Origin of the sequence: Geodermatophilus pulveris, assembly GCF_900188375.1 — a bacterium.
In the GTDB taxonomy this organism is placed as follows: domain Bacteria; phylum Actinomycetota; class Actinomycetes; order Mycobacteriales; family Geodermatophilaceae; genus Geodermatophilus; species Geodermatophilus pulveris.
On sequence record NZ_FZOO01000001.1, the window covers coordinates 590,811 to 613,757 of the forward strand.

General features: G+C 75.3%; 19 protein-coding genes and 3 tRNA genes. 17 read left to right on the forward strand and 5 right to left on the reverse strand.

The window, feature by feature from the left end; translation table 11 throughout:
* Positions 1-46 precede the first annotated feature (46 nt).
* Both CHB98_RS02880 and CHB98_RS02885 read right to left on the reverse strand, forming a co-directional pair.
* The gene (locus CHB98_RS02880) at positions 47-412 is read right to left on the reverse strand and encodes a PH domain-containing protein (protein ID WP_089304062.1); all 366 of its coding nucleotides are present in this window, start codon (positions 410-412) and stop codon (positions 47-49) included.
* A 24-nt stretch (positions 413-436) separates the two neighbouring features.
* Positions 437-1,288 carry a helix-turn-helix transcriptional regulator gene (locus CHB98_RS02885; RefSeq protein WP_089304063.1) on the reverse strand — a complete coding sequence of 284 codons (852 nt, stop codon included), beginning with the start codon at positions 1,286-1,288 and terminating at the stop codon, positions 437-439.
* Between the two features lie 90 nt (positions 1,289-1,378).
* On the opposite strand from CHB98_RS02885, the gene ilvD reads away from it, so the two are divergent.
* The 5 genes from ilvD to ilvC all read left to right on the forward strand — a co-directional run bounded on the left by ilvD (position 1,379) and on the right by ilvC (position 9,841).
* A complete protein-coding gene (ilvD, locus tag CHB98_RS02890; RefSeq protein WP_179224096.1) occupies positions 1,379-3,082 on the forward strand; it encodes a dihydroxy-acid dehydratase in 1,704 nt (567 codons plus the stop codon).
* A gap of 157 nt (positions 3,083-3,239) precedes the next feature.
* Complete coding sequence (locus tag CHB98_RS02895) at positions 3,240-5,876, forward strand: putative bifunctional diguanylate cyclase/phosphodiesterase (protein WP_089304064.1); 2,637 nt, start codon at positions 3,240-3,242, stop codon at positions 5,874-5,876.
* 313 nt (positions 5,877-6,189) lie between these two features.
* Positions 6,190-8,094, forward strand: a complete 1,905-nt coding sequence (locus CHB98_RS02900) for an acetolactate synthase large subunit (RefSeq protein ID WP_089304065.1) — start codon at positions 6,190-6,192, stop codon at positions 8,092-8,094.
* Between the two features lie 98 nt (positions 8,095-8,192).
* Positions 8,193-8,720 carry an acetolactate synthase small subunit gene (gene ilvN / locus CHB98_RS02905; protein WP_089304066.1) on the forward strand — a complete coding sequence of 176 codons (528 nt, stop codon included), beginning with the start codon at positions 8,193-8,195 and terminating at the stop codon, positions 8,718-8,720.
* 92 nt (positions 8,721-8,812) lie between these two features.
* Positions 8,813-9,841, forward strand: a complete 1,029-nt coding sequence (gene ilvC / locus CHB98_RS02910; RefSeq protein WP_089304067.1) for a ketol-acid reductoisomerase — start codon at positions 8,813-8,815, stop codon at positions 9,839-9,841.
* 43 nt (positions 9,842-9,884) lie between these two features.
* On the opposite strand, the gene CHB98_RS02915 is transcribed toward ilvC, so the two are convergent.
* Together CHB98_RS02915 and CHB98_RS02920 are read right to left on the reverse strand one after the other, a co-directional pair.
* The gene (locus CHB98_RS02915; RefSeq protein ID WP_089304068.1) at positions 9,885-10,301 is read right to left on the reverse strand and encodes a hypothetical protein; all 417 of its coding nucleotides are present in this window, start codon (positions 10,299-10,301) and stop codon (positions 9,885-9,887) included.
* A gap of 17 nt (positions 10,302-10,318) precedes the next feature.
* Complete coding sequence (locus CHB98_RS02920) at positions 10,319-11,074, reverse strand: hypothetical protein (protein ID WP_089304069.1); 756 nt, start codon at positions 11,072-11,074, stop codon at positions 10,319-10,321.
* A 159-nt stretch (positions 11,075-11,233) separates the two neighbouring features.
* On the opposite strand from CHB98_RS02920, the gene serA reads away from it, so the two are divergent.
* Together serA and CHB98_RS02930 are read left to right on the forward strand one after the other, a co-directional pair.
* Positions 11,234-12,847: a phosphoglycerate dehydrogenase gene (gene serA / locus CHB98_RS02925; protein WP_245820880.1), complete on the forward strand. Its 1,614-nt coding sequence runs from the start codon at positions 11,234-11,236 to the stop codon at positions 12,845-12,847.
* A gap of 14 nt (positions 12,848-12,861) precedes the next feature.
* A complete protein-coding gene (locus CHB98_RS02930; RefSeq protein ID WP_089304070.1) occupies positions 12,862-13,884 on the forward strand; it encodes a 3-isopropylmalate dehydrogenase in 1,023 nt (340 codons plus the stop codon).
* A gap of 230 nt (positions 13,885-14,114) precedes the next feature.
* On the opposite strand, the gene CHB98_RS02935 is transcribed toward CHB98_RS02930, so the two are convergent.
* Positions 14,115-14,444, reverse strand: a complete 330-nt coding sequence (locus CHB98_RS02935; protein ID WP_089304071.1) for a putative quinol monooxygenase — start codon at positions 14,442-14,444, stop codon at positions 14,115-14,117.
* Between the two features lie 115 nt (positions 14,445-14,559).
* Here CHB98_RS02935 and CHB98_RS02940 point away from each other — a divergent pair, with 115 nt between their 5' ends.
* From CHB98_RS02940 to CHB98_RS02985, 10 genes are all read left to right on the forward strand, one after another.
* Entirely contained in the window at positions 14,560-15,372 is an 813-nt protein-coding gene (locus CHB98_RS02940) for a fumarylacetoacetate hydrolase family protein (protein WP_089304072.1), read from the forward strand.
* On the forward strand, positions 15,369-16,835 hold the full coding sequence (gene gltX / locus CHB98_RS02945) for a glutamate--tRNA ligase (RefSeq protein WP_089304073.1): 1,467 nt from the start codon (positions 15,369-15,371) through the stop codon (positions 16,833-16,835). The genes CHB98_RS02940 and gltX overlap by 4 nt, the downstream gene beginning before the upstream one ends.
* Positions 16,835-18,058: a CPBP family intramembrane glutamic endopeptidase gene (locus tag CHB98_RS02950; protein WP_089304074.1), complete on the forward strand. Its 1,224-nt coding sequence runs from the start codon at positions 16,835-16,837 to the stop codon at positions 18,056-18,058. The genes gltX and CHB98_RS02950 overlap by 1 nt, the downstream gene beginning before the upstream one ends.
* Positions 18,044-18,115, forward strand: a tRNA-Gln gene (locus CHB98_RS02955). Before CHB98_RS02950 ends, CHB98_RS02955 begins: the two co-directional genes overlap by 15 nt.
* Before the next feature lie 54 nt (positions 18,116-18,169).
* Positions 18,170-18,242: transfer RNA gene (locus CHB98_RS02960), tRNA-Glu, on the forward strand.
* A 108-nt stretch (positions 18,243-18,350) separates the two neighbouring features.
* Positions 18,351-18,423, forward strand: a tRNA-Glu gene (locus CHB98_RS02965).
* 208 nt (positions 18,424-18,631) lie between these two features.
* Positions 18,632-19,750 (forward strand): galactose-1-phosphate uridylyltransferase, encoded by a 1,119-nt coding sequence (galT, locus tag CHB98_RS02970; RefSeq protein ID WP_089304075.1) that lies wholly within the window; start codon positions 18,632-18,634, stop codon positions 19,748-19,750.
* A complete protein-coding gene (gene galK, locus CHB98_RS02975; protein WP_089304076.1) occupies positions 19,747-20,904 on the forward strand; it encodes a galactokinase in 1,158 nt (385 codons plus the stop codon). Before galT ends, galK begins: the two co-directional genes overlap by 4 nt.
* A 29-nt stretch (positions 20,905-20,933) precedes the next feature.
* Positions 20,934-22,598 (forward strand): sodium:solute symporter family protein, encoded by a 1,665-nt coding sequence (locus CHB98_RS02980; protein WP_245820881.1) that lies wholly within the window; start codon positions 20,934-20,936, stop codon positions 22,596-22,598.
* A 29-nt stretch (positions 22,599-22,627) separates the two neighbouring features.
* A complete protein-coding gene (locus tag CHB98_RS02985) occupies positions 22,628-22,939 on the forward strand; it encodes a hypothetical protein (RefSeq protein ID WP_089304077.1) in 312 nt (103 codons plus the stop codon).
* The last annotated feature ends 8 nt before the right edge of the window (positions 22,940-22,947 follow it).

The following is a 22,947-nucleotide window of genomic DNA, read 5'->3' on the forward strand; positions in this document are numbered from 1 at the left end:
GAACAGTACGTGCGCGGCCCGGCGGGACGGGCGGTCCGAGCGGCCGCTACCCGACGTCGGGGATGCGCCCACCGGAGGCCGCGGCCAGCCGGGGGAGGTCGCGGGCGCGCAGCACCGGCAGCCGCAGCTCGGTGCCCCGGGTGGTCACCAGGTGCAGGTCGCCGCGCTCGGCGACGCGGATGCCGGCCACCTCCCGCCAGGGCACGTGCCGGCCGGCCACCATCGAGCGCACGGTGACGCCGTCGTCGGCGACGTCCACCCCGACCCGCAGCACCCACGCGGCGATCAGCGCGGGGACGACCAGGAGCAGCGGCGCCCAGGGCGCGGCGGCGGCCAGCGGCAGGACGCAGATGGCCAGGAAGGACACCGGGAGCAGCGCCACCCGGCTGGTCCGCAAGCGCGCCGTCGCCACGTCCGCACATCCTCCCAGACGCGCTCAGGCCGACAGCCGCGCCAGCCGCCCGGCCGCGGCCCCGCCCTCGGCGGCGGTGTAGACGACCAGCGACAGGCCGGGGGCGTCGGCCGGCGCGAGCTGGTGGTGCTCCAGCAGCAGGGTGCCGACGAGCGGGTGCTCGAAGCGGCGCTCCGAGGAGCTGAACCGGTCGACGTCGCGGCTGGCCCACCCGGCGCGGAACTCCGGGCTGGCCGCCTCGAGCCGGGCCACCAGGTCGACCACCGCGGGGTCGGCCAGCCGCGGGCCCACCTCGGCGCGGAACTGGGTGAGGAAGCGGCGGCTGTCGGCCGTCCAGTCCCCCAGCAGGTCGCGGACGGCGGGGTCGGTGAATATCAGCCAGAGCAGGTTGCGCTCGGCCGCGGGCACGGCGGCCACCCCCGGGTAGAGCCGCTCGTAGGCGCGGTTCCAGCCGGCGATCGTCCAGCCGGCGGTGATCGCGTAGGCCGGGGAGGCGCCCAGGGCGTCGAGCAGCCGCTGCACGTGGGCCGGCATGCCGTCGGCCGCACCGGCCGGGTTGCCGCCGCCGTGCCCGGTCAGCCCCAGCACGTACTCGTGCTCGGCCGGCGACATCCGCAGCGTGCGGGCCAGCGCGTCGACGACCTGGCGAGACGGCCGGATGTCCCGGCCCTGCTCCAGCCACGTGTACCAGGTGTGGCTCACCCCGGAGAGCAGCGCGACCTCCTCCCGGCGCAGCCCCGGCGTCCGCCGCGCACCCCCCGCGGGCACGCCGGCGACCCGCGGGTCGACCTGGCGGCGGCGGGACCGCAGGAACTCCGCGAGCTCACGGCGGGCGGGCGGGGGATCGGCACGGCGGGCGGTGGCGGCGGTGGGCACGGCGGCCTCCCGGGGACGGCGGTGGTGGCGCCGGTACCAGTATCGACCGTCCCTGGGGCGGCGACCCGGATCGGCCTACGCTCCTGTGCCGTGACCACCGTGGAGGAACCGCGCACCGGCGTCGACGTCAAGCCGCGCAGCCGGGAGGTGACCGACGGCATCACCCGTGCGCCGGCCCGCGCGATGCTGCGTGCGGTCGGGATGGGCGACGACGACTGGGAGAAGCCGCAGATCGGCGTGGCCTCGTCGTGGAACGAGATCACCCCGTGCAACCTGTCCCTGGACCGGCTGGCCAAGCGGGCCAAGGAGGGGGTGCACGCCGCCGGCGGCTTCCCGCTGGAGTTCGGCACCATCTCCGTCTCCGACGGCATCTCGATGGGCCACGAGGGCATGCGCGCCTCACTGGTCTCCCGCGAGGTCATCGCCGACTCGGTGGAGACCGTCGTGTTCGCCGAGCGCCTCGACGGCACCGTGCTGCTCGCCGGCTGCGACAAGTCGCTGCCCGGCATGCTCATGGCCGCGGCGCGGCTGGACCTGGCCAGCGTCTTCGTCTACTCCGGCTCGACGCTGCCGGGCAGGCTCGGCGACCGCGACGACCTCACCATCATCGACGTCTTCGAGGGCGTCGGCGCCTGCGCCCGCGGGCTGATCAGCCGCGAGGAGCTCGACGCGATCGAGCGGGCCGCCTGCCCGGGCCAGGGCTCCTGCGGCGGCATGTACACCGCCAACACCATGGCCAGCGTCGCCGAGGCGCTCGGGATGGCCCTGCCCGGCAGCGCCGCCCCGCCGGCCCCCGACAGCCGCCGCGACGCCGTCGCCGTCGCCTCGGGCGAGGCCGTGGTGGACCTGCTGCGCCGGGGCATCACCGCCCGCCAGATCATGACCCGGGAGGCGTTCGAGAACGCCATCACCGTGGTCATGGCGCTCGGCGGCTCGACCAACGCCGTCCTGCACCTGCTGGCCATCGCCCACGAGGCGCGGGTCGACCTCACCCTCGAGGACTTCAACCGGATCGGCGACCGCACCCCGCACCTGGCCGACGTCAAGCCCTTCGGCCGGTTCGTCATGACCGACGTCGACCGCGTCGGCGGCGTCCCGGTCGTGCTGCGCGCGCTGCTCGACGCCGGCCTGCTGCACGGCGACGTGCTCACCGTGACCGGGAAGACGATGGCGGAGAACCTCGCCGAGATCGCCCCGCCGGACCTCGACGGCACGATCGTGCACGCGATGAGCGACCCGATCCACAAGACCGGTGGGCTGACCGTCCTGCGCGGCACGCTGTCCCCGGAGGGCGCGGTGGTGAAGTCCGCCGGCTTCGACGCCGACGTCTTCGAGGGCACCGCGCGGGTCTTCGACGGCGAGCAGGGCGCCATGGACGCCGTCACCGAGGGGACCCTGCAGGCCGGCGACGTCGTGGTCATCCGCTACGAGGGGCCCCGGGGCGGGCCGGGCATGCGCGAGATGCTCGCCGTCACCGGCGCGATCAAGGGCGCGGGCCTCGGCAAGGACGTGCTGCTGCTCACCGACGGCCGGTTCTCCGGGGGGACGACGGGCCTGTGCGTGGGCCACGTCGCCCCCGAGGCCGCCGACGGCGGACCGATCGCGTTCGTCCGGGACGGCGACCGGGTCCGGCTGGACCTGGCCCGCCGGACCCTCGACCTGCTGGTGGACGACGCCGAGCTGGCCCGCCGCCGGGAGGGCTGGGCGCCGCTGCCCCCGCGCTACACCACCGGGGTGCTCGGCAAGTACGCCAAGCTGGTGAGCTCCGCGGCCCAGGGCGCCGTCTGCGGCTGAGAGGGAGGACCCCCTTCCACCCCACCCTCCGCACGCTCAGGGCGGGACCCTGGAAGGGGGCCGTTCCAGCACGTCACCAGGGGGCCCGCCACCCCGAACGGGTGAGGGCGGGGCCCGTGCGCTGTCGCGGGCCCCCCCGCCTGCCGACTGAGCAGGTGTGGACGCGCTGAGGTGGTGGCTGCTCGCGAGCACGGTGCCCGTGGGTGCCGCCTGCGCGGTGTCCGCGGCCACGGCCGGCCCGGACGCCCTCGGCGACCTCGCGCTCGCGGCCCTCGGCGTCGCCACCGCCGCGGTGCTGTGGACCGCCGGCCGGTCCCGGTCGGCCGGGTTGCGGGGCTGGCGGCTGTTCGCGCTCGCCCCGCTGATGCCCGTGCTCGGCCAGGTCGCCGTCGCGGTCGCCGAGCCGCAGGACCCGGTGCTCGAGGTGGTCCTGCGCTGGCTGCCCACCGTGCCCGGCTACGTGCTCGCCGCCGCCGGCATCCTCACCCTCGTCACGCCCGCACGGCTGCGCGGCGGCGCACGGTCGGCCGTCGAGCTGGCCCTGTTCCTCATCGCGTGCGTCCTCGTGCTGCAGGTGCTCGTCCTCGACCCGGACCTCGGCTGGCGGGACCTGCCCCCCGCCGGCTCCGCCGTCCTCGCCGCGGCGGTGGCGGTCACCTCGGCCACGGTCGCGGCCGCGGTCCTGCTGCTCGGCGTCATCGAGAGCCGCCGCCAGCCGATGGCCCTGGCCCTGCTGGGTGCCACGGCCCTGCTGGCCCCCGGCCGGGTGCTCGGCACCTCCGCGCTGCTGACCGCCGAACAGGGCGACGGTGACGTGGGCCGCGCCCTGGTGGCCGGCGGGCTGGTGCTGCTCGGCGCGGCCGCGCTGCTCGACCCGGGCCCCTGCCCGGAGCCCGCCGCGCAGCCGCGCAACGGGCGCTCCACCGCGCTGCGCCAGCTGCTGCCGCACCTGGCGATGACCGTCGCCTGCATCGGCGCGGCCGGGGTGTCGCTCGGCGGCCACCGGATCAGCCCGGTGATCGCGGTCGGCGGCTCGCTGTGCGCCGCGCTGGCCGTGCTGCACCGGTGGGTCACCGCGCGGGAGGAGGAGCGGCTGGGCGCCCGGCTGCGGCGCAGCGAGGCCTACTTCCGCTCCCTGGTCGCCGCCAGCAGCGACGCCGTCCTCATCCTCGACCGCACCCTGCGGGTCAGCTGGACCTCACCGACCCTGGGGACGACGCTCGGCGACCCCGCCGCCGTCCCCGTCGGCGCCGACCTGCTCGCGCTGCTGCACCCCGACGACGTGCAGCCGGTCGCCGGCGCGCTGCAGCCCGGGGCCGGGGACGGCGGGCCGTCCGGCGTGCTGCGGCTGCGGCTGCGGCACGCCGACAGCACGTGGCGGATCCTGGAGGCCAGCGTCTCCGACCTGCGCTCGGACACCGTCGTCGGCGCCGTCGTCCTGCACTGCCGGGACACCACCGAGCGGGTCGCCCGCGAGCGCACCCTGGAGCAGGTCGCGTTCACCGACCCGGTCAGCGGGCTGCCCAACCGGGCCGGGTGCGAGCGGACGCTGGAGCAGGCCCTCACCCAGGCCGGGGCGCCGCCGCGCAGCCTGCTGCTCGTCGAGCTCGACGGTCTGGACGCCGTGCGCGAGGACGCCGGCCGCGACGTCGTCACCGAGGTGCTGGTCGAGGTCGGCCGCCGGCTGCGGGCCACGGTGCGCGCCGGCGACCCGGTCATGCGGGTCGGCGGCGGCGCCTTCGCCGTCCTCGCCGAGGGTGCGCCGCAGGCGGTGGACCTGCTGGCCGACCGCTGCCTGTCGGTGGTCGAGCAGCCCCTGGACACCACCGCCGGCGTCTTCGACCTCGGCGCCGACGTCGGCGTCGTCGACCTGGCCACCGGCGGCTCGGTGGCGGAGCTGATGACCCGCGCCGAGCTCGCCGTCCGCGCGGCCTCCGCCGCGGGCACCGGCACCGCGCTGCGCTACCGGCCGGCGCTGGGCACTGCCGCCGAGCGGCGGGCCCGCCTGCGCGAGGACCTGCCCGGCGCCTGGGACCGCGGCGAGCTCTCGGTGCTCTTCCAGCCGGTGGTCTCGCTGGAGGAGCGGCGGGTGACCGGCTGCGAGGCGCTGCTGCGCTGGACCCACCCGGAGCTGGGCGAGGTGCTGCCGGCGGAGTTCGTCCCGATCGCCGAGCGCGCCGGGGTGATCGGGGAGCTGCAGCGCTGGGCGCTGGAGCACGCCGCCACCGCCGCGCTGCCGCTGTCGCAGGGCGGCACCCCGCTGCGGCTGGGCGTGAACATCTCCGCCTCGCACGTCGCCGCCCGCACCCTCGTCCGCGACGTCGCCGCCGTGCTGGAGTCGACCGGGCTGGCCCCGGAGCGGCTCGTCCTGGAGGTGACCGAGGCGACGCTCACCTCCGAGGGCGAGCACGTGGCCGCCGACATCCGCGCGCTGCGGCTCATGGGCGTGCACGTCGCGCTGGACGACTTCGGGACCGGCCGCTCCTCGCTGGCGCACCTGACCCGGCTGCCGATCGACGTGCTCAAGCTGGACCACTCGTTCGTGCTGCGGGTCGACCGCGACCGGCAGACCCGCGCGCTGTGCGAGTCGGTGGTCGGGATCGCCGCCGCGCTCGGCCTGGACGTGGTGGCCGAGGGCGTGGAGACGCCGGCCCAGCTCGGCGCGCTGCGCGCGGCGGGCTGCGGCTTCGCCCAGGGCTTCCTGCTGGCCCGCCCGATGCGGGTGCACGAACTGGCCGAGGTGCTCGGCACCGGCGCCGGCATGGTCTGGCCGGGGCTGGTCGGGTCCCGCTGACGCCGCCGGGCCGGTGGCCGGGCCCCCGTCCCATCGCGCGCGACGCGTCGTCCCACGCCATGGGACGGCGTGGTTGACGACCCGGCCGTCCGGGGCGCACAGTGGCCGGGTGCGTCCGGTCTGCCTGCTCCTCGTAGTCGCCTAGCGCGTCGGTCGCCCGACCGACGCGCTGACCCCTCTGTGCCCGCAGGCACGAGGGGTTATTCGTTTGCGGGCCCGGTCTCCCCGGCGCCGCAGGCACCCGCGCCGCACACCGCACCGGCGCCCCGCGCCCGGGGCGTCCGCCCAGCACCGAGCACGGCCAGGAGACGCCATGACGAGCACCACCCCGCGGGAGTCCGCCACCCGCGAGGCCGCCACCCGCGAGGCCGCCGCCGCCCTCACCGGGGTGGAGACCACGGCCCGCTCGATCGAGGAGGCCGCCGCCGTGCCCGCGACCGGCATCACCGGTGCGCAGAGCCTCGTGCGGTCCCTGGAGGCGGTCGGCGTCGAGGTGGTCTTCGGCATCCCCGGCGGGGCGATCCTGCCCGCCTACGACCCGCTGTTCGACTCGCGGGTCCGCCACGTGCTGGTCCGCCACGAGCAGGGCGCCGGGCACGCCGCCCAGGGGTACGCCCAGGCCACCGGCAGGGTCGGCGTGTGCATGGCGACCTCCGGGCCGGGCGCGACCAACCTGGTCACCCCGCTGGCCGACGCGCACATGGACTCGGTGCCGCTCGTGGCGATCACCGGCCAGGTGCCCAGCCACGCGATCGGCACGGACGCCTTCCAGGAGGCCGACATCCGCGGCATCACCATGCCGATCACCAAGCACAACTTCCTGGTCACCGACGCCGACGAGATCCCGCAGCGGATCGCCGAGGCCTTCCACCTGGCCGCCACCGGCCGCCCCGGCCCGGTGCTCGTCGACATCTCCAAGGACGCGCTGCAGGCCACCACCGACTTCGCCTGGCCGCCGCGGCTGGAGCTGCCCGGCTACAAGCCGACCACCCGGCCGCACGGCAAGCAGGTGCGCGAGGCCGCGGCACTGATCGCCGCTGCCCGCCGCCCGGTGCTCTACGTCGGCGGCGGCGTGCTCAAGGCGCAGGCCACCGCGGAGCTGGCCGAGCTCGCCGGGCTGACTGGCGCCCCGGTGGTCACCACCCTGATGGCCCGCGGGGCCTTCCCCGACAGCAGCCCGCAGCACCTGGGCATGCCGGGCATGCACGGCACCGTCGCCGCGGTCACCGCGCTGCAGAAGGCCGACGTGCTCATCGCGCTGGGCGCCCGGTTCGACGACCGCGTCACCGGCCAGCTGTCCTCCTTCGCGCCGGAGGCGAAGGTCGTGCACGCCGACATCGACCCGGCCGAGATCGGCAAGAACCGCAGGGCCGACGTGCCGATCGTCGGCGACGCCCGGGAGACCATCGCCGAGCTCGTCGTCGCGCTGCGCGCCGAGCACGAGGCCGGCCGCACCCCCGACCTGGCCGCCTGGTGGGCGCAGGTCGACCGGTGGCGGACGACCTACCCGCTGGGCTACGACTGGCCCGAGGACGGCGCCCTGTCGCCGCAGTACGTGATCGAGCGGCTGGGCGCCATCGCCGGGCCCGACGCGATCTACACCTCCGGCGTCGGCCAGCACCAGATGTGGGCCGCCCAGTTCATCCGGTACGAGAAGCCGGGCACCTGGCTCAACAGCGGCGGCCTGGGCACGATGGGCTACGCCGTCCCCGCCGCGATGGGCGCCAAGGTCGGCTGCCCCGACACCACCGTCTGGGCCATCGACGGCGACGGCTGCTTCCAGATGACCAACCAGGAGCTGGCCACCTGCGCCATCGAGGGCATCCCGGTGAAGATCGCCGTCATCAACAACGGCAACCTCGGCATGGTGCGGCAGTGGCAGACCCTCTTCTACGAGGGCCGCTACTCCAACACCAAGCTGCACGCGCGGGGGTCGGGTGGGGGCTCTGACGGCGCTGCCACGCCCAAGCCGGTGCGCATCCCCGACTTCGTCGCCCTGGCCGAGGCGCTGGGCTGCGTCGGCCTGCGCTGCGAGTCCCGCGACGACGTCGACGCGGTGATCGAGAAGGCCATGGCGATCACCGACGCGCCGGTGGTCATCGACTTCGTCGTCGGGGCCGACGCGCAGGTGTGGCCCATGGTCGCCGCCGGCGCGAGCAACGACGACATCCTCGCCGCGCGCGACCTGCGCCCGGTCTTCGGCGACAACCAGGTGTAGGAGAAGGACCCCCGTTCCCCCCACCACTCGCTCCGCTCGCGGCGGGGCCCTGAACGGGGGCCGCCGCCACCCGGTTGCTCATGGAAGGAAGCGTTGCGTTGTCACGCCACACGTTGTCGGTGCTGGTCGAGAACAAGTCCGGCGTGCTGGCGCGCGTCTCGGCGCTGTTCAGCCGGCGCGGGTTCAACATCGAGTCGCTCGCCGTCGGGCCGACGGAGAACCCGGACCTGTCCCGGATGACGATCGTCGCCGAGGCGGAGAGCCAGCCCCTCGAGCAGATCACCAAGCAGCTCAACAAGCTGATCGAGGTGATCAAGATCGTCGAGCTGGACCCCACCGCGGCCGTGCAGCGCGAGCTGCTGCTGGTGAAGGTCCGCGCGCCCATGGCCGACCGCACGCAGGTGCTGCAGACCGCCGAGCTGTTCCGCGCCCGCGTCGTCGACGTCAACACCGAGACCGTCACCCTGGAGGCGACCGGCACGCCGGACAAGCTCCAGGCCCTGCTCGCCGTCCTCGCCCCGCTGGGCATCAAGGAGATGGCGCAGTCGGGGACGGTCGCCCTGGGCCGGGGGCCGCGCTCGATGAGCGGCGCCGGTACCTTGCGCCCGGTCGACCGCACCGCCTGAAGGACCTCTCTCCTCCTCACCCCTCGCACGCTCGGGGCGAGCCTCTGGAGAGGGCCGTTCCACCACCTCACCTCCGAAGGAGCACGCACCGCATGGCCGCCGAGATCTCCTACGACGACGACGCCGACCTGTCGATCATCCAGGGGCGCACCGTCGCCGTCCTGGGCTACGGCAGCCAGGGGCACGCGCACGCCCTGTCCCTGCGCGACTCGGGCGTCGACGTCCGCGTCGGCCTGCCCGAGGGCAGCGCGAGCCGCGCCAAGGCGGAGGCCGAGGGCCTGCGCGTGGTCACGCCGGCCGAGGCGGCCGCCGAGGCCGACCTGGTCATGGTCCTGGCGCCGGACCACGTGCAGCGGAAGCTGTACGCGGAGTCGGTCGAGCCCAACCTGCAGGACGGCGACGCGCTGTTCTTCGGGCACGGCTTCAACATCCGGTTCGGCTACATCAAGCCCCCGGCCGGCGTCGACGTCGCCATGGTCGCCCCCAAGGGCCCCGGCCACCTGGTGCGCCGCGAGTTCGAGAACGGCAAGGGCGTGCCCTGCCTGGTCGCCGTCGAGCAGGACGCCAGCGGGCAGGCCCTGCCGCTCGCGCTGTCCTACGCCAAGGCCATCGGCGGCACCCGCGCCGGTGTCATCCGGACGACCTTCGCCGAGGAGACCGAGACCGACCTCTTCGGCGAGCAGGCGGTGCTGTGCGGCGGCGCCAGCGCGCTGATCACCGCCGGGTTCGAGACCCTCACCGAGGCCGGCTACCAGCCCGAGGTCGCCTACTTCGAGTGCCTGCACGAGCTGAAGCTGATCGTCGACCTCATGTACGAGGGCGGCATCGCCAAGCAGCGCTGGTCGGTGTCGGACACCGCCGAGTACGGCGACTACACCTCCGGGCCGAAGATCATCGACCAGCACGTCAAGGACGCGATGCGCGACGTGCTCGCGCGCATCAAGGACGGCTCCTGGGCCGCGGACTTCATCGCCGACCAGGACGCCGGCGCGCCGGACTTCAGGCGCCGCCGCGCCGAGGCCGAGGCGCACCCGATCGAGGAGACCGGCCGCCGGCTGCGCGGCCTGATGAGCTGGGTGTCGACGTCCGACGACTACACCGGGACGGCCGCGCGCGGCTGAGCCGGGCGAGGGAGGCCCGCTGCCGCCCGGCAGCGGGCCGCCCTCATCCCGGGCCGCCCCGGGAGGCGGCGAACCACTCGCGGGACGGCGCCTGCAGCAGGAGCACCACGGCGCCGACGGCGAGCAGCGCCAGCAGCGAGGGCAGCGGGGCGACCACGCCCGCGGCGAAGCCGACGGCCAGGCCCGCGAGGGCGACCAGCCCGACCAGCGTCGAGGCCGTGATGAGGACCCGCCGGGTCCGGCCCCGCAGGGCGGCGACGGCGCCCCACAGGCAGGCCGCCGTCAACCCCAGGGCGGCGACGCCGATGAGCGCGAACAGCGCCGCCTGGCCACTGAAGCTGAGCGAGTAGAGGGCCACCACGAACACCAGCGTCGCCTGGACGAACCCGGCGACGCCGGCCATCAGCACGTGCGGCGGCCGCGGCCGGGCGCCACCGCCCGCGGGGCGGCCGCTCGGCACCGGCCGCCCGCCCGGGCTCAGCGCGCCCGCCGCGCGCGGTGCGCGGCGTAGAACTGCGCGGCCGGCCGCAGGCACAGCAGCACGACGATCGCCAGGGCGGGGAGGAAGAACAGCAGGACGAACACCACCTCGGCGCCGCCGGTCCCGCCCGAGGCCAGCCCGGACAGGGCGGCGAGCAGCGGGACGGCGGTCACCGCGACCGCGATCGCCCCGCCCACGAGCAGCGGGACGCGGCTGCGCCCGGTCAGCGCGCGGACCGAGCCCCAGATCACCAGCGCGGTCCAGAGCAGGGCGACCACGCCGGCGCTGATCGCGAACACCTGCGCGGCGTCGGTGAACTCGGCGACCTCGCCGGGGTCGGTGGCGCTGACCGACGGGTCGCTGGCGACCAGGTCCTCCACGAGGGCGCCCAGGACCGCGCCGCCCAGGATGAGCCCCAGGCTCACCAGCGCCCCCAGCGCGCCGAACAGGGAGCCCAGCACCGCGGCCACCACCACCGGGGTGGGCCGGGCCGGCACCGATCCCGGCCCGTAGGGCCCGTACTGGCCGGGCGGACCCGCCGCCGGGGACCCGTACGGGCCGTACTGGCCGTGCGAGCCGTACTGGCCGTAGGGGTCGTACTGCGGGGGGCCGGCCTGGCCGTACGGCCGGCCCTGCGTCGCGGCGGACGGGCCGGAGGGGGAGGGCTGGTACGGCGGGCCCCCGTACGGGGGCGGCTGCCCGTACTGCCCCGGCCGCGGACCGGTGCCGTGCTCGTCGTCGTGACTGCTCATGATCCCCTCCGTCGGTGCCGGCGTCCGACGCCCGCCGGCCGCCAGGATGTCCAGTCCGCACCCGCCCCGGCAAGCGAGCCCACCCGAGGCGGGGGGTGCCGGGCGGCGCACCGGGGCTGGTCGGCCCGGTGGCGGGCCGCGTCCCTAGGCTGTCTGCCCGTGACCGTTCCGCTGTCCGGGCCCGCGCCCGTCGTCCTCATCGCCGAGGAGCTCGCCCCCAGCGTGCTGGAGGTGCTGGGGCGCGACGTCGAGATCCGGCAGGTCGACGGCACCGACCGGGCCGCCCTGCTGCCGGCGCTGGCCGACGCGGCGGCGGTGCTGGTCCGCAGCGCCACGCAGATCGACGCCGAGGCGCTCGCCGCCGCCCCGGCCCTCAAGGTCGTCGCCCGGGCCGGCATCGGGCTGGACAACGTGGACGTGGCCGCGGCCACCGAGCGCGGCGTCATGGTGGTCAACGCCCCGACGTCGAACATCGTCAGCGCCGCCGAGCACGCGGTGGCCCTGCTGCTGGCCGCCGCCCGGCGCATCCCGGCCGCCGACGCCTCCCTGCGCGCGGGCACCTGGAAGCGCTCGGCGTTCACCGGCGTCGAGGTGACCGACAAGGTCGTCGGCGTGGTCGGGCTGGGCCGCATCGGCCAGCTGGTCGCCCAGCGGCTGGCCGCCTTCGACGTCACGCTGATCGCCTACGACCCCTACATCCAGCCCGGCCGCGCCGCGCAGCTGGGCGTGCGGATGGTGTCGCTGGAGGAGCTGCTGCGCGAGGCGGACTTCCTCACCGTCCACCTGCCCAGGACGGCGGAGACCGTCGGGCTGATCGGCGCCGCCGAGCTGGCCACCACCAAGCGCGGCGTCATCCTGGTCAACGCCGCCCGCGGCGGGCTGGTCGACGAGGCGGCACTGGCCGACGCGCTGGCCTCCGGGCAGGTCGGCGCCGCCGGCATCGACGTGTACGCGACGGAGCCGTGCACCGACAGCCCGCTGTTCCAGCTGCCCAACACCGTCGTCACCCCGCACCTGGGTGCCTCCACGACCGAGGCGCAGGACAAGGCCGGCACCGCGGTGGCGCACTCGGTGCGCCTGGCGCTGCAGGGGGAGTTCGTGCCCGACGCGGTCAACGTCCAGGCCGGCGGGGTCGTCGCCGAGGACGTCCGCCCCGGCCTGCCGCTGGCCGAGAAGCTGGGCCGGGTGTTCACCGCCGTGGCCGGTGGACTGGCCCAGTCGGTGACCGTCGAGGTCCGCGGCAAGATCGCCGAGTTCGACGACTCGGTGCTGCAGCTCGCCGTCCTCAAGGGCGTCTTCTCCGACGTGGTCGAGGAGCAGGTGACCTACGTCAACGCCCCGCTGCTCGCCGAGCAGCGCGGCCTCGCGGTGGCGCTCACCAGCGACGTGGAGAGCCCGGACTACCGCAACCTGATCACCGTCCGCGGGGCGATGGCCGACGGCACGGAGGTCACCGTCTCCGGCACCCTGTTCGGCAAGAACCAGGTGCCCAAGCTGGTCGAGGTCAACGGCTTCGACATGGACCTGGACGCCGCGGGCTACCTGCTCTTCTTCGTCTACACCGACCGCCCCGGCGTGGTGGGCACGGTCGGCGCGGCGCTCGGGGAGGCCGGCGTCAACATCGCCGGCGCGCAGGTCAGCCGCACCACCCGCGGCGGCGAGGCGCTGATGGCGGTGACCGTCGACAGCCCCGTCCCCGCCGAGCTGCTCGGGGACATCGCCGGCCGGATCGGCGCCCGTGAGGCCCGCTCCGCCGACCTCACCGCGTCCTGACCTAGGGTCACCCCATGCGACTGGCAGTGATCCCCGGGGACGGCATCGGCCCGGAGGTGGTGGCCGAGGGCCTCAAGGTCCTCCGCGCGGTCGCCCCCGACGTCGAGACCACCCCCTACGACCTCGGTGCCTCGCGCTGGCAGCGCACCGGGGAGCTGTTGCCGGAGCCGGTGCTCGACGAGCTGCGCGGGCACGACGCGATCCTGCTCGGCGCCATCGGCGACCCCAGCGTGCCGCCGGGCATCCTCGAGCGGGGCCTGCTGCTGCGGCTGCGCTTCGAGCTCGACCACCACGTCAACCTGCGCCCGGCGCGGCTCTTCGACGGCGTCGCCAGCCCGCTGGCCGACCCCGGCAGGATCGACATGCTGTGCGTCCGGGAGGGCACCGAGGGCCCCTACGTGGGCAACGGCGGCGTGCTGCGCCGCGACACCCCGCAGGAGGTGGCCACCGAGGTCAGCCTGAACACCGCGTTCGGGGTCGAGCGGGTGGTCCGGTACGCCTTCGAGCGCGCCCTGGCCCGGCCGCGCCGGCACCTCACGCTCATCCACAAGACCAACGTGCTCACCCACGCCGGGTCGCTGTGGTCGCGGACGGTCGAGGAGGTCTCCGCGGAGTTCCCCGAGGTCGCCGTCGCCTACCAGCACGTCGACGCGGCCTCGATGTTCTTCGTGACCGACCCCGGCCGCTTCGACGTCCTGGTCACCGACAACCTCTTCGGCGACATCGTCACCGACCTGGCCGCGGCCGTCACCGGCGGCATCGGGCTGGCCGCCAGCGGCAACCTCGACGCGTCGGGCACCAACCCCAGCATGTTCGAGCCGGTGCACGGCTCGGCGCCGGACATCGCCGGCACCGGCGTCGCCGACCCCACGGCCACCGTGCTCTCCGTCGCCCTCCTGCTCGACCACCTCGGCCGCGGCGACCATGCCCGGAAGGTCGACGCCGCGGTGGCCTTCGACCTGTCCACCCGCGACCCGCGCGCCCCGGTGCGGACCGCCGAGGTGGGCGACCGGCTCGCCGCGCTCGCCGGCGGCTGAGCCGCGCCGGGCTCCTGCCGCGCGTGCGCGGCGTGAGGAGGGCCGTTCCACCACCTCACCCGCGTCCCGCGGTGCCTGACCTCGCGCTGCGGGGCGAGGTCGGGCACCGCGACGCGTGGTGGGCACCCGGGGACGGCGTCGCGGGTGGTCCGCCTGTGCCCGGGGGCCGGTGCCGTGCTCGCCGGTGCGTCCCGGACGCGCCACGGGTGCACACCACCACCCGGGCGGGGTCAGCCGCGCGGCCGGACCTCGCCCATCGGGCCGAAGCCGCTGACGTCCGGCGCGTCCACGTAGATGATCTGCGGCTGCTCGGCGACGTACTCCGACATCCAGTCGAAGGCGGCCTCGGCGTGCGGGGTCGCGACGTGCGCGGCGCCGGCCTCGGAGTCGCGGAAGCCCTCGATGCAGACGAAGGTGTTCGGGTCCTCGACGCTGCGGGACCACTCGAAGAACAGGCTGCCCTCCTCGGCGTCCACCGCCCGGGCGTACTCGTCGGCGTGGGTCCGGAACTCGTCGATCCGGTCGGGGCGGACGGGCATCTTGATGACGATCAGGATCACGGCGTCTCCTCTGGTCGATCCGGGTGTCGTCCGGGCGACGACAGTGTCACAGCGGACGGACGCGGCTGCCCAGCAGGCAGGACGGCGGGCCCCGCGGGGTCAGTAGCCTCGGGGCGTGCGCATCGTCCGCTTCGCCTCGCCCACCGGCATGTCCTTCGGCGTCCTCGACGGTGACGGCCAGGTCGCCCAGATCGAGGGCCACCCGTTCGGCACCATCTCCTTCACCGGCCGCCGGTTCGCCCAGGCCGACGTCCGGCTGCTCTCGCCGATCCTGCCGAGCAAGGTGGTGGCCGTCGGCAAGAACTACGCCGACCACGTCCGGGAGATGGGCACCGGTGACGCGCCGGCGCAGCCGCTGCTGTTCCTCAAGCCCTCGACCACGGTCATCGGCCCCGGCGACGCCATCCGCATCCCGCCCGGAAGCACCAACGTGCACCACGAGGTGGAGCTGGCCGTCGTCATCGGCGCGCGCGGCGCCCGGCGAGTCACCCCGGAGCAGGCCCTGGGCAGCGTCTTCGGCTACACGATCGCCAACGACGTCACCGAGCGGGACATGCAGCGCAGCGACGGGCAGTGGACCCGCGCCAAGGGCTTCGACTCCTTCTGCCCGCTGGGCCCGTGGATCGAGACCGACCTCGCCGCCCTCGGCAAGGACCCCTCCGACCTGGCGGTCACCTGCACCGTCGACGGGGAGCTGCGCCAGTCCGGGCGCACCAGCCAGCTGCTGTTCGGCATCCCGACGCTGGTCTCGCACATCTCCGAGGTGATGACCCTGCTGCCCGGGGACGTCGTGCTCACCGGCACCCCGGCCGGCGTCGGGCAGATCCGCCCCGGCCAGCAGGTCGAGTGCAGCATCGAGGGGCTGGGCACGCTGACCAACCCGGTCTCCGGCGCCGACACCGTCTCCACCGCGGGCGGCGCCCGGTGACGGTGACCCGCTTCTGCCCGTCGCCCACCGGCCTGGTGCACGTCGGGGCCATGCGGACGGCGCTGTTCAACTGGGCGCACGCCCGGCACACCGGCGGCACGTTCGTGTTCCGCATCGAGGACACCGACGCCGCCCGCGACTCCGAGGAGTCCTACCGGCACCTGCTGGACTGCATGCGGTGGCTGGGGCTGGACTGGGACGAGGGCCCCGAGGTCGGCGGGCCGCACGGCCCCTACCGGCAGTCCGAGCGGCACGAGGTCTACCGCGACGTGGCCGCGCGGCTGCTCGCGGCCGGGCACGCCTACGAGTCCTTCTCCACCACCGAGGAGGTCGACGCGCGCCGGCGGGCGGCCGGCCAGGACCCGAAGCTCGGCTACGACAACGCCGACCGGCACCTCACCGCGGAGCAGGTGGCGGCCTTGCGGGCGGAGGGCCGGGAGCCGGTGCTGCGGCTGCGGATGCCCGACGAGGACCTCGGCTGGACCGACCTGGTCCGCGGGGAGATCTCCTTCGCGGCCGGCTCGGTACCGGACCCCGTGCTGGTGCGCGCCACCGGCGCGCCGCTGTACCCGTTCACCAACCCGGTGGACGACGCGCTCATGGGCGTCACCGACGTCCTGCGCGGGGAGGACCTGCTGCCCTCGACGCCACGGCAGATCGCCCTGTACCGGGCGCTCACCGACATCGGCGTGGCCTCCGGGACGCCGCGGTTCGGCCACCTGCCGCTGGTGTTCGGCGACGGCAACAAGAAGCTGTCCAAGCGCGACCCGCAGTCGGACTTCGACGTCTACCGGGACCGCGGCTTCCTGCCCGAGGGCCTGGTCAACTACCTGGCGCTGCTGGGCTGGGCCATCGCCGACGACCGCGACGTCTTCTCACCCGCCGAGCTGGTCGAGGCCTTCGACGTCACCCGGGTCAGCGCCAACCCGGCCCGCTTCGACCTCAGGAAGGCCGAGGCGATCAACGCCACCCACCTGCGCGCCCTGCCGGTCGAGGAGTTCACCGCCCGCGTCACGCCGTTCCTCGTCCGCGCCGGGCTGGTCGGCGACCCGCCCACCGCCGAGCAGCAGCGGGTCCTCGACGCCATCGCCCCGCTGGCCCAGGAGCGGATGATCGTGCTGTCCGACGCCGTGGGCCTGCTCGGCTTCCTGTTCACCGACGACGTCGACATCGACGCCGCCGCGGCGGCGAAGAACCTGCGCCCCGAGGACGGCGAGGTGCTCGACGCCGCGGCCGCCGCGCTGCGGGCGGTGCCGGCCTGGACCGCCGCCGACATCGAGGGCGCGCTGAAGCAGAGCCTGGTCGAGGACCTGGGCCGCAAGCCCCGCCAGGCCTTCGGGCCGGTGCGGGTCGCGGTCAGCGGGCGCACGGTGTCCCCGCCGCTGTACGAGTCCCTCGAGCTGCTGGGCCGCGACCGCACGCTGCGCCGCCTCGAGGGTGCCCGGGAGGCGTACGCGCGCTGATGGGCCCCTTCCCCGGCGGGCCGCCGGCCCGGAGCGCCGCCGACGACGAGCCGTACACCGGCCCGCCGCCGACCGGGCCCTACGCCGCGCCGCCGTACGTCCCCGGCGCGCTGCACGGCGTGCACACCCCCGCCTGGCAGCAGGCCGTCCTGCGGTGGCAGCCGGCACCGGGGCCGGGGCCGCCGCCGGGCGTGGGCTGGGAGCCGCCGCCGGGGACGCCGCCGCACGACGAGCCGGCCGAGTACCTGCAGGTCATGCGCATGCGGGACTGGCGCTGGTGGCGGCCGGTGCTCGGCCTCCTGCTGGTCGCCGTCGTGTACGCGGTCGCCGCCGTGCTGGTGGTCCTCGCCGGCTTCCTGACCGGGGTCTTCCCCGACCCGACGGCGATCGACCCCACCGACCTGACCGACCCGGGCCTGCTGCTGGTCACCAACGTCTCGCTGATCGTCGCCATCCCGTGCGTGTGGCTGGCCTGGGCCGCCGCGCACGGCAAGCGGATCGGCTGGTCGTCGTCGGTGCTGGCCCGGCTGCGCTGGCGGCTGCTCGCGCCGTACACGCTGCTGACCCTGCCCACGCTCGTCGCCGGCCTGCTGCTCAGCGTCGGCCTCGGCCTCGTGGCGGGGGACTGGTCGGCCACCGGCCCGACGGCCGGGTACGGCTGGCTGCTGCTCGTCGTGCTGCTGACCACGCCGCTGCAGTCCGCCGCCGAGGAGTACGTGTTCCGCGGCTACCTCAGCCAGGCGCTCGCCGCGTGGGTCGGCCGGCCGCGGGCGGGTGCGGTGGTCGCCGCGGTCTCCACCGCCGCGCTGTTCTCCGCCCTGCACCTCCCGCCGGACCTGTGGACCTTCCTCGACCGGTTCGCCTTCGGGCTGGCCGCCTCGGCGGTCGTCTGGCTCACCGGCGGGCTGGAGGCGGCGATCGTGCTGCACGCGGTCAACAACGTGGTGGTCTTCGCGCTGGCCGGCGGGCTGGGGGAGGGGCTGGCCACGGACGCCGTCCCGGCCGGCGCCGGCGTGCTGGTGGTGCTCGTCGACCTGCTGGCGATGGCCGGCTACGTCGCGCTGGTCGCCCGCTACCGCGGCCGGCTGCGGCCGGAGACGCGGACCGCCGCCCTGGACCTGCGAGCACCGTCACCCCCGGGGGTGCCCGGGCCGCCCACGGCCATCGGGTATGGTGTCAACCGGCGCCGCGAGGCGCAGCACGACCCTTGGGGTATGGGGTAATTGGCAGCCCGACGGTTTCTGGTTCCGTTAGTCTAGGTTCGAGTCCTGGTACCCCAGCGAGGCAGCTGTTGCCTGGAACAGCGGTCCTCGGCACCACCGCACCACCTGTACGGCCCCGTCGTCTAGCGGCCCAGGACGCCGCCCTCTCACGGCGGTAGCGAGGGTTCGAATCCCTTCGGGGCTACAGCGGGCGAGAGCCCCCGGCCTGCCCGGCCGGGGGCTCTCGTCGTCTCCCGGCCGGTACCCCGAGCCACGGGCCCGGCCTGCTCCCCTGGCACCATGGGGCGCGCACGGCCCCGTCGTCTAGCGGCCCAGGACGCCGCCCTCTCACGGCGGTAGCGAGGGTTCGAATCCCTTCGGGGCTACGCCCGTGCCAGGGCCCCCGGCCGACCCGGCCGGGGGCCCTGGCCGTCCCGGTCCCGGGCCCTGGCCGTCCCGGTCCCGGGGTCTGGCCGTCCCGGCCCCGGGGTCTGGCCGTCCTCGGGGGCCGGGGTGGCCCGGCCGGGGGCGCAGGGCTAGCGTCTCCGACGCCGCTCACGCTCCGTGACGAGCGGCAGGGAGGCAGGGCGCGCGGTGATCCGGACGAGTCGTCGGCTGGCCGACGGCAGGGAGGTCCTGTACTTCGACGCCGGGGACGCCGCCCCGCCGCGCACCGTCGAGGACCCGCGCGACCTCCCGCCGGTCAGCACCCGCTCCCAACTGCGCTTCGACCCGCTCCTCGGCGAGTGGGTCGTGCTGGCCTCGCACCGGCAGACGCGCACCTTCCTGCCGCCCGCCGACCTGTGCCCGCTGTGCCCGACCCGGCCCGGCAGGGAGCCCACCGAGGTCCCCGAGGCCGACTACGAGGTGGCCGTCTTCGAGAACCGCTTCCCGTCCCTGGCCACGGCCGTCGAGCGCGACGTGCCCCCGACCGCCCCCGGCGCCCCGCTGACCGAGCTGCGGCCCGGCTTCGGCCGCTGCGAGGTCGTGGTGTTCACCAGCGAGCACGACCGGTCCTTCGCCACCCTCGGTGCCGACCGGGCCCGCCTGGTCGTCGACGTGTGGGCCGAGCGCACCGCCGAACTCTCGGGCATCGACGGGGTCGAGCAGGTCTACGTGTTCGAGAACAGCGGCGAGGAGATCGGGGTGACGCTGTCCCACCCGCACGGCCAGATCTACGCCTACCCCTTCGTCGCGCCGCGGGTGGAGCGGGTGCTGGCCTCGGTCGAGCGGCACCGGCGCGCGACCGGCGGGGACCTGTTCGCCGACGTGCTGGCCGCCGAGCGGGCCGGGCCGCGGGTGGTCGCGGCCAACGAGCACTGGACGGCGTTCGTGCCGGCCGCCGCGCGCTGGCCCTACGAGCTGCAGGTGTTCCCGCACCGCCGGGTGCCCGACCTGCCGGCCCTGGACGACGCCGAGCGGGACGCGCTGGCCGGGCTCTACCTCGACGTGCTGGGCCGCTTCGCCCGCCGCTTCGACACCCCGATGCCCTACATCTCCTCCTGGAACCAGGCGCCGGTCACCCATGGGCGGGCGGACTGGTGGCTGCACCTGCAGCTGTTCTCGCTGCGCCGGGCGCCGGGCAAGCTCAAGTACCTGGCCGGCTCGGAGTCCGGCATGGGCGCGTTCATCACCGACACGGTGCCCGAGGACGTCGCCCGGCAGCTGCGGGACGTGGAGCCGCGGGGCCGAACCGTGGGGATCGCGCCGTGAGTGCGGTCGAGGCGGCCCGGCGGGCCTTCGCGGCGGCCTTCGGCGCCGACCCCGAGGGGGTCTGGGCCGCGCCGGGGCGGGTGAACGTCATCGGCGAGCACACCGACTACAACGACGGCTTCGTGCTGCCGGTGGCCCTGCCGCAGACCACCCGGGCGGCGGTGGCCCGCCGGGACGACGGGCTGGTCGCCCTGGTGTCCGCGCAGCACCCGGGCGACCGGGTGGAGGTGCCGGTCGCGGAGCTCGCCCCCGGGCACCCCGGCGGCTGGGCCGGCTACCCGGCCGGGGTGGTCGACGCGCTGCGCGACCGCGTCCCCGGCGGGGTCAGCGTGCTGGTCGACGGCGACGTCCCGGCGGGCATGGGCCTGTCCTCGTCGGCCGCGCTGTCCTGCTCGGTGGCGCTGGCGCTGCGCGACCTGGCCGCGCCCGACCTCGCGGTCGCCGACCTGGTCGACGTCGCCCGGCGCGCGGAGAACGACTTCGTCGGCGCCCCGACCGGCATCCTCGACCAGTCCGCGTCGCTGCTGTGCACCGCCGGGCACGCGCTGTTCCTGGACACCCGGGACCGCAGCACCGGGCAGGTGCCGCTGGACCTGCGGGCGGCGGGGCTGGAGCTGCTCGTCGTCGACACCGGGACGACGCACGACCACGCCACCGGCGGCTACGGCGACCGGCGCCGCGAGTGCGAGCAGGCCGCCGCCCGGCTCGGCGTGCCCGCGCTGCGCGACGTCCCGGACGTGGCCGCGCTCGGCCCGCTGCACGACGGCACCCCCGACGGCGGCGTGCTGCTGCGGCGGGCCCGGCACATCGTCACGGAGAACGCCCGGGTGCTGGAGGTCGTGGCGGTCCTGCGCGGCGACGGGGGACCGGCTCGGATCGGGCCGGTGCTCACCGCGGGGCACGCCTCGCTGCGCGACGACTTCCAGATCTCCACGGTGGAGCTCGACACGTGCGTCGACACCGCCCTGGCCGCGGGCGCCGCCGGCGCCCGCATGGTCGGCGGGGGGTTCGGCGGCAGCGCCGTCGTGCTCGTCGACGCCGGGCGCACCGAGGCCGTCGCCCGGGCCGTCACCGACCGCTTCGCCCGCGAGGGCTTCGCCGCACCCCGCGCCTTCGCGGTCGTGCCGTCCGCGGGCGCCCGGCGCCTCGCCTGAGCCCACACCGACACCGGAGGTCTGCCGCCGTGGACACCCTGCGCCTGGACGCCTCGTTCGTCGACTACCTGCTGGTGGCCGCCTACTTCGCCGTCGTGCTGCTGATCGGCTTCGCCGCCCGCCGCCGGGTGTCCGACAGCCTGGACTTCTTCCTGTCCGGCCGGTCGCTGCCCGCCTGGGTCACCGGGCTGGCGTTCATCTCGGCCAACCTGGGCGCGGTCGAGATCATCGGCATGTCGGCCAACGGCGCCCAGTACGGCTTCCCGACCATGCACTACTTCTGGATCGGCGCCGTCCCCGCGATGCTCTTCCTGGCCATCGTGATGATGCCCTTCTACTACGGGTCGAAGGTGCGCAGCGTCCCGGAGTTCATGCTCCGCCGGTTCGGCACCGGCGCGCACCTGGTCAACGCGGTCTCCTTCGCCCTGGCGCAGGTCCTCATCGCGGGCATCAACCTGTTCCTGCTGGCCACCATCGTCGAGGCGCTGCTGGGCTGGCCGCTGTGGGTGTCGCTGATCGCCGCGGCCGCCGTGGTGCTCAGCTACATCACCCTGGGCGGGCTGTCGGCGGCCATCTACAACGAGGTGCTGCAGTTCTTCGTCATCGTCGCCGCCCTGCTGCCGCTCACCCTCATCGGCCTCAACCGGGTCGGGGGCCTGGGCGGCTTCGCCGACGCGGTCACCGGCACGCCGGGGTACACCGACCCGCTGTCGACCTGGCCGGCCACCGACCTGTCGGGCTTCCAGAGCCCGGTGTGGTCGGTGCTGGGCATCGTGTTCGGCCTGGGCTTCGTGCTGTCCTTCGGCTACTGGACGACGAACTTCGTCGAGGTGCAGCGGGCGATGGCGACCAACTCGATGTCGGCGGCGCGCAGCACCCCGGTCATCGGGGCCTTCCCGAAGATGTTCATCCCGTTCCTCGTCGTCGTCCCCGGGATGATCGCCGCCGCGATCGTGCCGGAGGTCCGCGCGCTCAAGGAGGGCGCGGAGAGCCCGATCACCTACAACGAGGCGCTGCTGGTCCTCATCCGCGACGTGCTGCCCAACGGACTGCTGGGCGTGGCAATCGCCGGCCTGCTGGCCTCCTTCATGGCCGGCATGGCGGCCAACATCTCCGCCTTCAACACCGTCTTCAGCTACGACCTGTGGCAGACCTACGTGCGCCGGGACCGGCCCGACGACTACTACCTGCGGATCGGCCGGCTGGCCACGGTCGGCGCGACGGTGGTGGCGATCGGGACGGCGTTCATCGCGGCCGGCTACAGCAACCTCATGGAGTACCTGCAGACGCTGTTCGGCTTCTTCAACGCCCCGCTGTTCGCCACGTTCATCCTCGGCATGTTCTGGAAGCGGATGACGCCGACGGCCGGCTGGGTCGGGCTGGTCTCGGGCACCGTGGCCGCCGTCTCCGTGTTCCTGGCCAACGAGACCGGGCTCATCTCGCTGCCGGGGCAGGGCGCGGCCTTCGTCGCGGCCGGGGCGGCGTTCGTCGTCGACATCGTGGTCAGCGTCGCGGTCAGCCGGGTGACCGAGCCCAAGCCGGTGGCCCAGCTGGCCGGGCTGGTCTACTCCGAGACGCCCCGGGAGCAGCGCACCGACCCCGACGCCGCCCGGTTGCCCTGGTACCGGTCGCCCACCAAGCTGGCCGGGATCGCGCTGGTCATGGTGATCGCGCTCAACGTGGCCTTCGCCTGATGGCGTCGCGGTCGGGGGAGGAGAGCCCGATGGGCAGCAGCGGGGCGGACGGCGCGGCCCCGGGCCGGCGGCACGCGGCCGGCGCCTACGACGTGCGCAACGTCATCGCCGCCCTCATCGGCTTCTACGGCGCGGTCCTGGTGGTCGTGGGACTGGTCGGCGACAGCGCCGCGGAGCAGGCCAAGACCGGTGGCGTGCCGGCCAACCTGTGGGCCGGTCTCGGCATGCTGGCCTTCGCCGCGGCCTTCGTGCTGTGGTCCCGGCTGCGGCCGGTGGTCGTCGACCCCACCGACGACGACGACACCGCCGACGACGACGGGGACCCCCCTCCCGGCCGGTGACCGGCGGC

Bases quoted from the DNA above. Each gene is read 5' to 3' on its own strand.
- CHB98_RS02900 (WP_089304065.1), top strand. From the start codon at position 6,190: ATGACGAGCACCACCCCGCGGGAGTCCGCCACCCGCGAGGCCGCCACC.
- ilvC (WP_089304067.1), top strand. From the start codon at position 8,813: ATGGCCGCCGAGATCTCCTACGACGACGACGCCGACCTGTCGATCATC.
- CHB98_RS02950 (WP_089304074.1), top strand. From the start codon at position 16,835: ATGGGCCCCTTCCCCGGCGGGCCGCCGGCCCGGAGCGCCGCCGACGAC.
- CHB98_RS02985 (WP_089304077.1), top strand. From the start codon at position 22,628: ATGGGCAGCAGCGGGGCGGACGGCGCGGCCCCGGGCCGGCGGCACGCG.
- CHB98_RS02930 (WP_089304070.1), top strand. From the start codon at position 12,862: ATGCGACTGGCAGTGATCCCCGGGGACGGCATCGGCCCGGAGGTGGTG.
- CHB98_RS02920 (WP_089304069.1), bottom strand. From the start codon at position 11,074: ATGAGCAGTCACGACGACGAGCACGGCACCGGTCCGCGGCCGGGGCAG.